The organism is Kitasatospora sp. NBC_00039, assembly GCF_045160625.1.
GTDB lineage: Bacteria > Actinomycetota > Actinomycetes > Streptomycetales > Streptomycetaceae > Kitasatospora.
Map to the genome: position 1 here is coordinate 2215019 of NZ_CP108289.1, position 14074 is coordinate 2229092.

Here is a 14074-nt window from a genome sequence, read left to right on the forward strand (position 1 = left end):
CGTTCCGTGGAGGACCACCATGCCGCCCGCCGGCACCGTTTCCAGCGATTCCCAGACCACGGCCGATCAGAGCGCGGCCGACCGGAGCACCACCGGCCGGACCACGTCCGGCCCGACCACCACCGCCCGGACCACGTCCCCGTCCCCGTCCGCCACCGTCACGCCGGCCGGCGCCACACCGCCCGGCGCCGTCACGGACCCGCAGGAGATCGCCCGGATATCCGCCGGGATCCTCGATCTGCTGTTGCCGCACCGCCGGGCCTCCGACCCCGGCGTGCACGTCACGCCCGCCGACTTCCCGATCCAGCTGGAGCAGCTTGCGGACTTCCTCTCCAGCGGCGACCCGATCCTGTTCACCCTGCCCGGCTTCCCGTGCAAGTCGCCCAACCTCGCCAAGGTGCTCAGCCACCTGCCAGACGAGGGAGAGCGCCTCTCGCTCACCTTCCTCAACGGTCTCTGCGAGGAGATCGGCAAGCTCTACCAGCCCGGCGCGCAGATCCTGATCTGCTCCGACGGCCACATCTTCGGCGACCTGATCCACGTCCCCGACGACCACATCGACCAGTACTCCGACGAGCTGACCGCCATGATCGAACGCGAGGGCCTGAGCCACCTCGCCACCTTCGACCTGCGCGCCGTCCTCGGCGACCTGCCCTTCGACGAGAAGCGCGCCCGGGTGCACGCCCGGTACGCGCCCACCAAGGAGGAGCTGCGCGAGCAGGTGATGACCGACGACGAGACGCTGAAGCTCTACCGCGGCATCACCCGCTTCCTCACCGAGGACACGTTCGGCTTCGAGGGCAGCAAGTCCGCCCTCCAGCGCGAATGCCGCCGGCGCGCCTACGGCGTCATCCAGCGCAGCCGGGCCTGGGGCGACCTCGTCGCCGAGCAGCACCCGCGCTCCTTCCGGCTCTCCATCCACCCGCAGAAGGCGGGCGTGCCGAAGTTCGGCATCCGGCTGCTGGAGGCCGCCGACGCGTGGATGACGCCGTGGCACTCCTCGGTGCTCCACCGGGCCGACGGCGGCTGGGAGCTGCTGCGCAGCGAGGACGCCGCGAAGGTCGGCCGCCTGGTCGAGCGCAACGGCCGCCCCAGCCACTACGAAACCTCCTGACGCTGCATCATCTCGCCCGAGGACGCGGGCGTGCGGTGGTCGAACGCGATCAACGGGTCACCGGTGAGCGGATTCTCGACCACCGCCGCCCGCACGCCGAACACCTCGGCGAGCAGCTCGGCGGTCAGGACGTCCCGCGGCGCCCCGGACGCCACCAGGGTGCCGCGGTGCAGCACGTGCAGCCGGTCGCAGACCGAGGCCGCCGCGTTGAGGTCGTGCAACGCCACCAACGTGGTGCGGCGCTGCTCCCGTAGCAACGCGAGAAGTTCGACCTGGTGCCGGACGTCCAGGTGGTTGGTCGGTTCGTCCAACACCAGGACGTCCGGTTGCTGGGCCAACGCCCTGGCCAGCAGGACGCGTTGGCGCTCGCCGCCGGAGAGCTCGGCGAACCGCCGCCCGCCCGCGTCCGTCATGCCGACCCGCTCCAGCGCCCCGGCGACGATCCGGTGGTCCTCGGCGTCGTCCGCCGCGAACGCCCGCTTGTACGGGGTGCGACCCATCGCCACCACCTCACGGACGGTCAGCTCGAAGTCCCCGCCGCGCTCCTGGGGCAGTGCGGCGATGTGCCGGGCGGACTCCGCCGGGCTCAGCCCGGCCAGCTCCCGGCCGGCCAGCAGGACCCGTCCGGCGCTCGGCTTCAGGTGCCGGTAGACGGTGCGCAGCAGGCTGGACTTGCCGCTGCCGTTCGGCCCGACCAGCCCGGCGATCTCCCCCTCCTTGGCGACCAGGTGGACGCCGGCCACCACCGTCCGCCCGGACAGGGTGACGCTCAGATCCTCGACCGCGATCCTCAATTCCGCTCCAGTCGTCGGTCCAGCAGGTAGAGCAGGGTGGGCGCGCCGAGCAGGGCGGTGACCACGCCGATCGGCAGTTCCTGGGTGTCCAGCGCGGTGCGGGCGATGGTGTCGACCACCACCAGCAGCACCGCCCCGGTCAGGGCGGAGAGCGGCAGCAGCCGGCGGTGGTCGCCGCCGGCCAGCAGCCGGCAGACGTGGGGCACCATGAGGCCGACGAAGCCGATCGCGCCGGAGACGGCGACCAGGACGCCGGTCAGCACGCTGGTGACGACGAAGATCTCGCGGCGCAGGCGGGTGACGTCGACGCCGAGCCCTGCCGCCGTCTCGTCGCCCATCAGGAGCGCGTTGAGCCCCCGGGCGCGGGCCTGGAGCAGGCCCAGCCCGAGGGCCACGGCAAGGGCGGGGACGGCGAGTTGGCTCCAGACGGCACCTCCGAGGCTGCCCATCAGCCAGAACAGCACGCCCCTGGTCTGCTGTTCGTCGCCGGTCTGCAGGACGAGGTAGCTGGTGAAGCCGGTGAGGAACTGGCCGATGCCGATGCCGGCGAGCACCAGGCGCAGCGGGGAGAAGCCGCCACCGCGCCGGGCCAGCAGCCAGACCAGGGAGAAGGCGGCGAGCGCGCCGAGGAAGGCGGCCAGCGAGATGGTCAGGCCGACGGCGCTCCCGAAGGCCATTTCGAGGCCGAGCCCGCTGCCGAGGACGATCACGGCGACGGCGCCGAGCGAGGCGCCGGAGGAGATCCCGAGCAGGTAGGGGTCGGCGAGCGGGTTGCGGACGAGTGCCTGGACGGCGGTGCCGACGAGGCCGAGCCCGGCCCCGACCATCGCCGCCAGCAGGGCGCGCGGGACGCGCAGTTGCCAGACGATGAGGTCCCGGGTGCCGGGCTCGGGTGCGCTGCCGGTCAGGCGGTGGGCGACCACCGACCAGACTTCGCCGGGCGGGATGTCCACCGATCCGAGCGAGACGGCGGCGGTCAGCGCGGCGACCAGGGCGAGGGTGAGCACGGCCGCGAGCGGCCCGGCACGCAGGGTGCGCGTGCGGGTCCGCCCGGCGGCGGTGGTGGTGGCCGATGCCACGGTCTACTGGCCGTTCTTGACGAGGTCCGGGTGGACGGTGGCGGCGATCTGCCGGACGGTGTCGGCGTTGCGGACCCCGGCGATGGTGGTGACCTCGGAGCCGATCCGCAGGAACTTCCCGCCCTTGACGGCCTTCAGGCCCTGGGTGGCGGGGAAGCTCTTCAGGAACGCCTCGGCGTCGTCGAAGGCCTTGCGGTTCTCCTCCTCGGTGCCGCGGGTGCGGACGGCGAGCTGGATCCAGTCCGGGTCCTTGGCCACGACGTCCTCCCAGGAGACGGGCTTGAAGTCGGCGTCGCAGTCGGCGAACACGTTGCGCGCGCCGGCCAGGGTGATCACCGCGTTGGCGACCTGGCGGCCGCAGACGGCGACCGGCTGCTTGGTGCCGGCGTCGAAGTCGAAGAAGAAGTAGCCCGGCCGCTGGCCGGCGGGGACGCCGGCGGTGGCGGCGCGCACCTCGCCGACCTTCTTCTCCATCCCGGCGACGAGCTCCTCGGCACGGGCGCCCGTGCCGGTGACCGCGCCGAGCCGGCGGATGTCGTTCTCCACCTCGCCGAGGTCGGTGCGCGGCCCCTTGGCGGCCCTGGGGGTGCCGGAACAGGCGGTGGAGAGGAGGAAGACGTGCTGGATGCCCGCGGCGGCGAACTCCTCCTCGCTCGGGCCCGCGCCCGCGCCGCCCATCATCGGCATCGCCCCGAAGGCGTCGACGTAGAGGTCGGCGCCGGAGCCGAGCAGCTTCTCCTTGGCGATCCCCATCTCGCCCAGCACCGGTACCTTGGCGCCCTGTTCGGCGATCGGCCCCGGCAGGCTGCCCTTGCCGGGCGGGAACCCGGTGCCGATCACCCGGTCGCCGGCGCCGAGCTGGAGCATCATCTCCAGGCCGGCGGCGTTGCTGGTGACGATCTTCTTCGGTGCCTGCTTGACGGTGGTCTCCTTGCCGGCGCAGTCGGCGACCTTCACCGGGAACGCACCGGCGGCGGTGGCCTGCCCGCCACCGCCGCCACCATTGCTGCTGCTGTCCGTGCTCCCTCCACCGCCGCTCCCACAGGCCGTGGCGAACAGGGCAACAGCGGCCGCGATACCGCAGAACACGCGAGGGCGCATGACAACTCTCCTGGTCAATGGTCGTGCTCGGGCCCGTCCTACGAACCCGGACCAGGTAGTCGGCCACCAACCCCGCCCGGTTCCCGGGACTTTCCGGCGCCGTACGGCCGGCGTCCGGCCGAGGTCCGGTCCGGTCGATCGCGCGCCCGGCGAGACCGGCCGGAGAGGGCCTAGGGTGGCCGTATGGCCTCCCTCTCCGGTTTCCCTGCAGAGCCGTTGGACGATCTCGGGCTGCCGGTGGCGCTCGGGGCCGGACCGGTGCGGCGGGTGGTGTCGCTGGTCCCCTCGCTGACCGAGGCCGTCGCCGTCTCCGCGCCCGGACTGCTGGTCGGCGCCACCGACTGGTGCAGCCACCCCGCCGGCCTGGCGGTGGAGCGTGTCGGCGGCACCAAGAACCCCGACGTCGGCCGGGTCGTCGCGCTCGGCCCGGACCTGGTCCTCGCCAATGACGAGGAGAACCGCCGACCGGACCTCGATGCGCTGCGGGCCGCCGGGCTGGCCGTCTGGGTCACCGACATCCGCACGCTGGAGCAGGCGTTCGCCTCGCTGGACCGTCTCCTGACGGTCGGCTGCGGCCTGCCGCGGCCCGCGTGGCTCGACGCCGCCGAGGCCGCGTGGTCCCCGCAGGCCGCCCGGACCTCGTGGGCCGGTGTCCATCCGCTGTCGAGCCCCCTCCGCGCCGTCGTGCCGATCTGGCGCCGCCCCTGGATGGTGCTCGGGCGCGACACCTTCGCCGGCGACCTTCTCGGCCGCCTCGGCGTCCACCTGCTCCACGCCGGCCACCCGGAACGGTACCCCGCGGTTCCGCTGCCCGAACTCCTCGCTGCTGAACCCGACTTGGCGGTCCTCCCGGACGAGCCGTACCGCTTCACGGCGGACGACGGCCCGGAGGCGTTCCCCGGCATCCCGGCGGCGCTGGTCAGCGGGCGCCATCTGACCTGGTACGGACCGTCCTTGGCGGAGGCGCCGGAGGTGCTGGCGGCCCAGCTGGCGCGGGCTCTGCCACCCTGCTGAGGCCACGGCGCCGCCCCGGACCGAGCAGTGGGCCGGCGCCGGGCAGCGGCCGGCTCGTGCGGGAACGGCTCACATGAGCGGGACGCACCGGATGACCCGGTCGCACGCCATCAGCCATTCGAGGACGTGGACGAGTTCGGTGTCCTCGCACGGCCCCTCGCCGTCGAGCAGGTTCGCATCCACCAGAACGGCGTTCACCGTGTGCCCCTCCGCCTCCGACAGCTTCCGCACGTAGTCACCGGGGACGGAACGCAGTGCCTGCCGCTCGCCGCCCTCCAGGTGGAGCCGGTAGGTCTCGACCGTGAACGTCTCGGTTCGTTCCCGGGTGATGCGTGCCATGGGACGCCGTCCTTCCTCGGGCTGTTGCGTCGGCCCCCTGGGCACACCACGCTGGGCACGGACGTCGCCGGACGCGCGACACCCCGGCCGAACAGCCCAACGCCGCGACTCCGTCGCGGTGCAGCCGGACGAACCGGCGGACCGGCCGGCCGTGTCGGGGCACCGGGGCCCCCAGCGCGTGAGATTCGTACCGGACCGGTGCCCGGGCCCCGGCGGGCGGCGCACCGATCCGATCACCGTAGGATGTCGCCTCTCGCCGGGTCGGCCGGCGACACAGGGGGGCGGAACGACATGAAGGTGCGTGCTTCACGGCAGGCGCTGGTACTGGTGTCGGCGGCGGCCGTGTCGACGGCGCTGCTGACCGGCTGCGGCACCAAGAAGGCGGACGACACGGCCGGGGGGACGCCGGCCCCGGCGGCGGCCACCGCCACGGACGCCACCCCGTCCACGACGCCGACGGCCACGCCGACGGCCAGCGCGACGGCGAGCGCCACCCCGAGCGCCAGTGCCTCACCGGCCGCCTCACCGAGCACGACGGCGGGCAGGACGGCCAAGCCGAGCCCGACCGCTGCGGCGAGCACCGCCAAGCCCACCGCCGAGAAGCCCGCCGACCCCGCCCCGAAGGCCGCAACGGCCCCCGCTCCCGCCCCGGTCGCGGCGGCGCCCGCGCCCGCGCCGACCGCCAAGCCCGGGCCGGTCGCACCCCCGCCGCCGCCCGCGCCCGCCACCCCGCACGTCCCGCCGCTGCAGAGCGGCTGCACGCCGAGCAAGCCGCAGCCCGACGAGCCCAAGGAGGCCGTCGCCGCGGCGCTCACCTCCGCCGCCGGCCAGCCCCGCACACTGACCCTCAGCAACGGCGGCACCGACAAGCTCCCGGCCCTTCCGGTCGGCCTGGTCAAGGCGATCGCCTGGCAGGAGAGCGGCTGGCAGTCCGGCATCCTCGCCTGCGACGGCGGCATCGGCACCATGCAGGTCATGCCCGCCACCGTGAGCTGGATGAACAGCAAGTTCGGGACCACCTCCGACCCGAAGACGCTGGCCGGCAACGTCCAGCTCGGCACCCAGCTGCTCGACTGGCTGGTCGCCTACTACGGCGACTCCTCGTTCGGCGGGAAGTACGACCTCTCCCCCGACCCGGCCACCGGCAAGACGCCGCTGCTCGACCTGGTCATCTCCGCCTACAACGCGGGCGCGGGCAACGTGCACTACAACACCGTCACCGACCCGGTCACCGGCGCCACCACCGGCAGCCTGGCCATCCCCAACCCGAGCTACGTGGCCAACGTCAAGGCACTCATGTCCAGCGCGCCCTGGAACAAGGCGGGCTGAGCGAGCACGGCCACAGCCATGACGAAGGGCCCGGTGGAGGCGGTGCAACACCACCCCACCGGGCCCTTCGTCGTCGCCGAACCGGTCGGCGCCGCTCTGCGTCAGGCGCGCGCGGCAGTGGCGGCGGCGCCCAGCGCCTCCTTGATCCGCGGGCCGAGGCGGGCGAAGCCCAGCTCCTTCATGGCCGCCCGCAGCAGTTCCTCCTCGCTGCGCTCCACACCGTCGGCGTCCACCCACCGCACCACGGCGAGCAGTTCGTCGGCGGAGTAGGCGGTGACGGGACGGCCCGGCGTGAAGTCGGGCTTCTCGGGCTGCCCGGCAGCGGCGGGCTCGGCGGCCGCGACCGGCTCGGGAACGACGACGGGCTCAGGCTCAGCCTCGGCGACGGGCTCCGGCTCGGCCTCGGCGACCGGCTCGGGAACGACGACGGGCTCAGGCTCAGCCTCGGCGACGGGCTCCGGCTCGGCCTCATCGGTCGTCTCCTCGGCCGTCTCCTCGGCCACGACGGCCTCAGGCTCGGTCTCGGCCACGACCTCTACGGCCTCGGGCTCTTCGGCCACCGCGTCGGCCTCGACCTCGGCGGCAACGGGCCCGGCCTCGACCGGCTCCACCTCGACGGCCTCGACCGGGGCGTCGACCTCGAGGGCCTCCACCTCGGCGACCGGCGTCACGACCTCGGGCGCGCTCTCCTCGACCACGGCCTCGACCTCGACCTCGGCGGCAACGGGCTCGGCCTCGACCGGCTCCACCTCGACGGCCTCGACCGGGGCGTCGACCTCGACCCCGGCCGCCTCAACCTCGGGCTCGATCACAGCCACGGTCTCGGTCTCGGCCACCGGCGCCACAATCTCGGGCTCGACGACCACGGGCTGGGGCTCCTCGGCCACGGCCGGCTCGATGTCGGCCACGGTCTCAGCCACGGCCTCGGGCTCGACCTCGGCCGGCTCGACCTCGGCCATCGCCGTGACCGAGATGACGTCGACCAGGTCGTCGGCTGCGGGGGACGGCGCCGGGAGGGTGACCACGACGGGCCGGACCTCGACGGGCTCCTCGGCCGTAGCCTGCTCGGCCTCGGCCTCGACCTCAGCCGCGGCCTCGACGTCGGCCTCGACGTCAGCCTCCACCACCCCGACGGCGTCGGTCTCGTCCTCGGCGTCCACCTCGGTCTCGTCCTCGGTCACGTCCTCGGCGACAACCTCCGGCTCGGTAGCCTCGACCTCGGTCGCAACGTCAGCCTCGGCCTCGACCTCGGCAGCCGGCTCCGACACCGCCTCGGTGGTCTCCTCCCGCCCCGTCAGCCCGTCCCGCTGCCCGCCGGCCAGAGCCTGGCGGGCGCTGAAGGCGGCCTCGGCGGCGCGGCGGTCGGCGCGGGCGGCGGTGAGCTCGGCAAGCAGTTCGCCGAGGCCGGCCTCCTCCAGGGAGGTGCGCAGGGAGCGGATGGCGGGGAGGCGGTACAGGGTGCCCTCGTCGGCGGCGAGGCGCTCGACCAGGTCGATGAGCTCGCCGAACGGCAGCGCGTCGAGGTCGTGCTCGGGCAGCAGGCCGCCGAGGTCGCGCAGGCCGGCGCCGATCGCATCGAAGGCAGCGGCGGTGCCCTCGGCCAGGGCGCCGTCGGCGGGCGGGACGGGCAGCGCGCCGGTCGGGGCGAGGACGGCCCAGGCGCGGCGCTCGATCTCGGCGGAGGCGAGCGCCTCGTGCAGTTCCTCGGGGCGGACCTTGCGGCCGCCGGCGGCGAGCGCGGCGGCCTGCTTGCGCAGTGCCCGCACCTTGAGGAAGGAGAGCTTGACGCCCCGCTCGCGGCGCCAGGTGCGGTCCGCGGTGGCGGCGACGAGCGCGGCGAGGTCGGCGTCGTACGCGGCGCCGGTCAGGGTCGCGGAGGTCTGGTGGACGCGCTGGAGCGTCTCGGCGAACAGGGCGGCGACCGCGATGGTGCCGGGCTCGTCGAGCTTGGCGTCGGCGGCGAGGGTGGTGACGGCCTCCCAGGTCTGCTGGAGGTCGCGGCCGCGCAGTTCGGCGAGGACGGTCGAGGCGGCGCGGGCGTCCTCGGGGGTGGCGACGGTGTCGACGGCCGCGTACCAGGCGTGGGTCTCGGCGGTGAGGGTGAAGGCACCGAGTTCGGCGTAGCGGCCGAGTTCGTCGCGGAGGTCGGTGTCCGCCGCCTGGCTGCGGGTCTGCTCCAGGTCCTTGGCGTCGTTGGCGTCGGCGTCGGCCGTGGCGGCGTCGGCGGCCTTGGCATCGGCGGCGTCGGCCGCGTCGGCGTTGCGCGAGTGAAGCACTGTCATGTGAGGTCCGGTTCTGGGCGACTGCGGCGGGGCGGGCGGCGAGGGGGACGGCGGACCTGGTGCGCACGGTTGCCCCGGCGGGTGGGGCTGGGGCGCGCGGTCGGCCTGCCGGTTGTGGAGGCCAAGAATACGGGTGCCCGTTCGAGCCTTGCACGCACCCACCGCCCTCCGGGCCGGTGTGGCGTGCCACACCGCTCGCCTGGCCGCTACTCGGGAGGGCCGGGCGGGTGGTGCGGCGCGGGGCCGGGTGGGTGACCGGGCCGTCGGCGCAGCCCGTCCATCGGCACAGTGCGGGTGCGCCGGCCGAGCGGTGGCCGGTAACCGGATCGGGTGAGGGTGTCGAGGCTGACCGGCGCGAGGTACTCGTGGAGCGCGGTCCGGTGCCACCAGGCTCCGGTTTCGCGCAGTTCGCGCCAATCGGTGAACCGGTAGAGGTGGAGGGTCGCCCGGACGTGGGTCGGCGGGGCGTCGGGGAAGGGGTTGTGGCGCAGCAGCCGCAGGGTGTCCGGGTCGTTGGCGAGCAGCCGGGCGACGAAGGGCAGGAACCAGGGCCGGGCGTAGGCGGGTGAGATGCCGGCGAACCACATCAGCCAGTCCAGGCGCAGGTGGTAGGGGGCGTACTGGCGCGGGAGGCGGCGCACGTCGCCGGGTTTTCCCTTGAAGCCGTACTCGCGCCAGACGGTGTACGGGGTGACGGCAGGCTCGTCGGTGCCTTCGACGACGACCTCCTGACGGATGCGGTTGACGCTGCCGAAGGCGCCGTAGGTGTTGACGAGGTGGAGGCGGTTGAAGGAGCGGTTCATGACCTGCCGGCGCGAGACCAGGTTCCGTACCGGCCAGTAGCTGAGGACGGCGACGGCGAGGGTCAACGCGATCACGACGCCCTCGAACCAGCCGGGCGTGCCGCCGTACGCGTGGGGGTGGACGGGCAGGCCGAGCCGGGCGGGGTCGACGGCGGCGAGGGCGAGCGTGATGGTGAGCCAGTTGAGCCAGGCGAAGTTGCCGGAGGCGACCAGCCAGAGCTGGGTGGCCACGATCACGCAGGCCGCGTAGGTGGCGGCCGGCTGCGGGAGGAGGAGACCGACCGGGACGAGGAGTTGGGTGACGTGGTTGGCTGCCGCCTCGATCCGGTGCAGCGGGGCGGGCAGGTGGTGGAAGAACCAGCTGAGCGGGCCGGGCATGGGCTGGGTCTCGTGGTGGTAGCGCAGGCAGGTCAGGTCGCGCCAGCAGCTGTCCCCGCGCAGTTTGATCAGTCCGGCGCCGAACTCGACCCGGAAGACCAGCCAGCGCATCAGCCAGAGCACCAGGACGGGCGGTGCGGTGTCCTCGTTGCCGAGGAAGGCGGCCAGGAATCCGGCCTCCAGCAGCAGGGACTCCCAGCCGAAGGAGTACCAGGTCTGCCCCACGTTGACGATCGAGAGGTAGAGCACCCAGAGCAGCGCCCAGAGGAGCACCGACACCCAGAGCGGGACGGCGTCGCCGAGCCCGGCGACGAGGGCGGCGGAGGTCGCGGCGCCGGTCCACGCGACGGTGGCGAAGTAGCGGTCGCTGTAGTGGAGGTGGAAGAGGCCGGGCGCCTGGCGGAACGACACCCGGGCGGTGAAGCGGGGGACGGGGAGCATGCCGCCGGTGCCGATCAGGGCCCGGAACTGGGCGGCGGCGGCGAGGAAGCCGGTGAGGTAGACGGCGGCCAGCAGCCGTTGCACGAGCAGCCTGCTCAGCCAGTACTCGGGGGCGGCGAACCAGTCCATGCGGCCAATGCCTACCACCGGCCCGGGCCGCCGGGCACCGGCGCGGGTGTGCGACGGTGCCGGTTCACCCGCCCGGCACTGGGCGGCGCCGGTCGACGCGAACCGCGGGGTGCGCGTGCCGCGTGCCGCGGGGTGCACGTACTGCGGACAGCACCGTGGCGGGGAGCCTCTCCTCGGGGGTGAGAGGCGCCCCGCCACGGTGGCGGTGGGCCGGACGGTGGCCCGGTGCGGGCTCAGCCCGGGAGGACGAGGCCGGTGTTCCCGGCGCCGAGGCCCGGGCGGCCGGTGGTGGCGCCGTTCTGCTGCAGCCGGTCGACCAGGAGTGCGGCCAGCGTGCCCAGCTCCTCCTCGGTGCGGGACTGCGCGGTGACGTCCATGCCGACGGTGAGGACGCCGTTGACCTGGCCGGTGCGCGCGGCCCGCAGGGGGGTGCAGGTGAAGCTGAAGATCTGCTGGATCCGCTGGGCGTCCGGCCGGGTGGAGTTGATGCGGACGTCGTTGAGGACGGTGGCCCGCCCGGTGTGGTACGCCTCGGCGACCGCCTGCTGGAGGCCGGCCGCGCCGAGCTGCGGGTAGGCGTGGCCGATCGCGCCGTACGCCGCCGGGGCGCCGAAGATGTCGGCGTGCTGGGCATTGGCGTAGCGGATCTCCTGGCCGGGGCCGTCGGTGAGCATGATCGGGAAGGGCGAGCCGTCGAACGCCGCGAACATCTCCTGCTGCTGGGCGAGCAGGTTGTCGCGCAGCCGGATCTCGGAGAGCAGCGCCTCGGCGAGGTGCTGGATGTCGCGCAGCCGCTCGCGGCCCCACTGGCGGGGTTCGCGGTCGAGGACGCAGACGGTGCCGATGACGGTGTTGCTGTCGTCGACCAGCGGGGCGCCGAGGTAGGCGCGCACGCCGAGTTCGTCGACGACCGGGTTCCCGGCGAACCGGGGGTAGGCGAGGATGTCGTCGAGGGCGAGCGGCGAGCGCTGGGCGACGACGTGCGGGCAGAAACCGTGGCTCAGCGGCATCTGACGGGTCGGAAGGTCGAACGCGATGCCGCGATCGGCCCAGGAGGCGCCCTCTTCGGCCGCCTTTTCGGCCGAGCTTGGCGGAATATAGAGCCCCCGGAACATCTGCCGCTCGTCGTTGATGAAGTTGACCATCGCGATGGGGGCGCGGGTGATGCTGGCGGCCAGGTGAGCGAAGCGGTCGAAGGCCTCGTCCGCGGTCGGTTCGTTGAGACCCAGGCTGCGCAGCCTGCGGGTCCGCTCGGACTCACCGCCGGCACCCGGGAACTGGCCTGGAGTGCTCATCACATCAGTCATGGCGCACATGTAATCAGACATCCGGCACGATCCGCGCTCCCGGCCCACCCGGATCAAGTTTGCTGATGGACAGTCAAAGATGCATGTGAGCGGCGTTCGGGCTGGTCGTCAAAAGTGGGGGAAGATCACTTCCCCGCTTCGCGGCCTTTCAATCCTCGACCGTCCCCGGGCGATCCGATCGCGCCAATCAAAGATCAACTCTGGAGACACCCGGATCCCCATACAACAATGAGCCCTGCCGAAAATACGGACGGTGTCCCCCGTGACACGGTCCGCACTTCCGCACGCACCGGCTGCACTGGGGCAGCCGACCGCCACCCCAACTCCCCACCCTCGGGCGGCCGGCGCGGATCGGCTGTATGGACGGAGGCACGACCACCCCCCGAACCCGAGAGGACCCAGCATGGCGATGGACTACTTCACCGACGAGCGACACGAGAGCCTTCGCGCGGAGGTGCGTGAGTTCGCGGAGAAGGAGGTGCGCCCGCAGGTCGCCCGGATGGAGGCCGACCGCCAGGTCGAGTTCGAACTCTCCCGGGAGATCGCCCGCCGCGGCTGGATCGGTGTCACCATCCCGCAGGAGTTCGGCGGCCTCGGGCTCGGCCACCTCGCCAAGACCGTCATCGTCGAGGAACTGGCCCGGGTCAGCGGCGCGATGGGCGCCATGGCGCAGGCCTCGCAGCTCGGCGTCGCCAAGGTCATCCACTTCGGTTCCGACGCCCAGCGCCGGAAGTGGCTGCCACTGTTCGCCTCCGGCGCGTCCCTGCCGACCATCGGCGTCACCGAGCCCGAGTCCGGCGGCCACGTGCTCGGCATGAGCGGCACCGCACACCGCGAGGGCGACGAGTACGTGCTCAACGGCCGCAAGTGGTTCGTCGGGAACTCGCACATCGGCGACGTGCACGGCGTGGTGTTCCGCACCGGCAAGGGCAGCAAGGGCCTCTCCGCATTCCTGGTCGAGAGCGACCGCCCCGGCTTCCGCACCGGGGACCCCGGCTCGCAGAGCGGCCTGCACGGGTTCAGCTTCGGCGAGATCGTCTTCGAGGAGTGCCGGATCCCGGTCGCCAACCGGCTGGGCCGGGAGGGCCAGGGCCTGGACGTCGCCTACTCCTCCTCCACCCTGTACGGCCGGCTGAACCTCGCCGCCGTCGCCCTCGGCATCCACGTGGCGATCGTCGAGGACACCGTGCGGTTCACCGAGGAGCGGATGCTGTACGGCAAGCCGCTCTCCCAGCTGCCCAACATCGCGCTCAAGCTGGGCGAGATGCAGTCCCGGCTGATGACCGCCAAGCTCGCCGCGTACCACGCCTCCCACCTGCTCGACCACGGCAAGCCCTGCGACGCCGAGCTGATGAACGCCAAGCTCATCAACACCGAGTACGCGCTGGACTCCGCGCGCAACGCGATGGAGATCCACGCCGCCCGGGGCCTGCAGGCCGAGTTCCGCATCGAGCGCTACCTGCGCGACGCCACCCACGTCTACCCGCCGGCCGGCACCTCGGACGTCCAGCGGCTGCGGCTCGGCCAGGTCGCCGCCGGAACGTACGGCAAGCAGTGGTCGGCTGAGCTGTCCCACCTGGCCGGCTGGGCCTGGTCCGAGCTGGGCGAGCGCGAGTCCGCCGCGGAGGCCGAGGCCGAGGCCGGGCAGTCGCTGGAGGCGGCGCTGCTGCACCTGCCGATGGCGGTCTGAGACGGTCCGAGACGGACGGGGGGCGGATCCGGGTCACCCCGGGCCCCGGCCCCCACCCGGGCCCTCGGGCCCGCCGGACCCCCCGCATCCCCCGCATCCCTCGGGCCCCTCGGGCCCCTCGAGTCGCCCGGACCCCGGGGCGACCCCCGAGGGGCCGGCGCGGCCGGATTCGCCGTCTGGGCGGACGCCACCTCGACCCGCTAGACTTGACCTGTTCCTGACGACTTTTCGGAGGCCGGTCCTCGGCCTCCGGAAAGCCGCCGGCACGTCCGGA

The 14074-nt window shown here is 73.4% G+C and carries 11 protein-coding genes; 4 read left to right on the forward strand and 7 right to left on the reverse strand.

What is annotated here, in order from left to right; all coding sequences use genetic code 11:
- Window positions 1-19 precede the first annotated feature (19 nt).
- Window positions 20-1114: an L-tyrosine/L-tryptophan isonitrile synthase family protein gene (locus tag OG286_RS09985; RefSeq protein WP_396319767.1), complete on the forward strand. Its 1095-nt coding sequence runs from the start codon at window positions 20-22 to the stop codon at window positions 1112-1114.
- Here OG286_RS09985 and OG286_RS09990 read toward each other — a convergent pair.
- Genes OG286_RS09990 through OG286_RS10000 form a run of 3 tightly spaced genes read right to left on the reverse strand, consistent with a single transcriptional unit; the run spans window position 1099 to window position 4088 of the window.
- A complete protein-coding gene (locus tag OG286_RS09990; protein WP_405365071.1) occupies window positions 1099-1908 on the reverse strand; it encodes an ABC transporter ATP-binding protein in 810 nt (269 codons plus the stop codon). The two genes, OG286_RS09985 and OG286_RS09990, sit on opposite strands and share 16 nt — an antisense overlap.
- Window positions 1905-2987, reverse strand: coding sequence for a FecCD family ABC transporter permease (locus OG286_RS09995; protein WP_405365073.1), 1083 nt, complete (start codon window positions 2985-2987; stop codon window positions 1905-1907). Before OG286_RS09995 ends, OG286_RS09990 begins: the two co-directional genes overlap by 4 nt.
- A 3-nt stretch (window positions 2988-2990) precedes the next feature.
- The gene (locus tag OG286_RS10000) at window positions 2991-4088 is read right to left on the reverse strand and encodes an ABC transporter substrate-binding protein (protein WP_396319764.1); all 1098 of its coding nucleotides are present in this window, start codon (window positions 4086-4088) and stop codon (window positions 2991-2993) included.
- A 183-nt stretch (window positions 4089-4271) separates the two neighbouring features.
- Here OG286_RS10000 and OG286_RS10005 point away from each other — a divergent pair, with 183 nt between their 5' ends.
- Complete coding sequence (locus tag OG286_RS10005) at window positions 4272-5102, forward strand: helical backbone metal receptor (RefSeq protein ID WP_396319763.1); 831 nt, start codon at window positions 4272-4274, stop codon at window positions 5100-5102.
- A gap of 69 nt (window positions 5103-5171) precedes the next feature.
- On the opposite strand, the gene OG286_RS10010 is transcribed toward OG286_RS10005, so the two are convergent.
- Complete coding sequence (locus OG286_RS10010; RefSeq protein WP_396319762.1) at window positions 5172-5441, reverse strand: hypothetical protein; 270 nt, start codon at window positions 5439-5441, stop codon at window positions 5172-5174.
- A gap of 297 nt (window positions 5442-5738) precedes the next feature.
- Here OG286_RS10010 and OG286_RS10015 point away from each other — a divergent pair, with 297 nt between their 5' ends.
- Window positions 5739-6770 (forward strand): transglycosylase SLT domain-containing protein, encoded by a 1032-nt coding sequence (locus OG286_RS10015; RefSeq protein WP_405362193.1) that lies wholly within the window; start codon window positions 5739-5741, stop codon window positions 6768-6770.
- A 101-nt stretch (window positions 6771-6871) separates the two neighbouring features.
- On the opposite strand, the gene OG286_RS10020 is transcribed toward OG286_RS10015, so the two are convergent.
- The 3 genes from OG286_RS10020 to OG286_RS10030 all read right to left on the reverse strand — a co-directional run bounded on the left by OG286_RS10020 (window position 6872) and on the right by OG286_RS10030 (window position 12110).
- Window positions 6872-9052, reverse strand: a complete 2181-nt coding sequence (locus tag OG286_RS10020) for a hypothetical protein (RefSeq protein WP_405365075.1) — start codon at window positions 9050-9052, stop codon at window positions 6872-6874.
- 206 nt (window positions 9053-9258) lie between these two features.
- Window positions 9259-10803 (reverse strand): lipase maturation factor family protein, encoded by a 1545-nt coding sequence (locus tag OG286_RS10025; protein ID WP_405362189.1) that lies wholly within the window; start codon window positions 10801-10803, stop codon window positions 9259-9261.
- Window positions 10804-11036: 233 nt separating this feature from the next.
- Entirely contained in the window at window positions 11037-12110 is a 1074-nt protein-coding gene (locus OG286_RS10030; protein ID WP_396319758.1) for a GAF domain-containing protein, read from the reverse strand.
- 409 nt (window positions 12111-12519) lie between these two features.
- On the opposite strand from OG286_RS10030, the gene OG286_RS10035 reads away from it, so the two are divergent.
- Window positions 12520-13800 (forward strand): acyl-CoA dehydrogenase family protein, encoded by a 1281-nt coding sequence (locus OG286_RS10035; protein WP_396320140.1) that lies wholly within the window; start codon window positions 12520-12522, stop codon window positions 13798-13800.
- The last annotated feature ends 274 nt before the right edge of the window (window positions 13801-14074 follow it).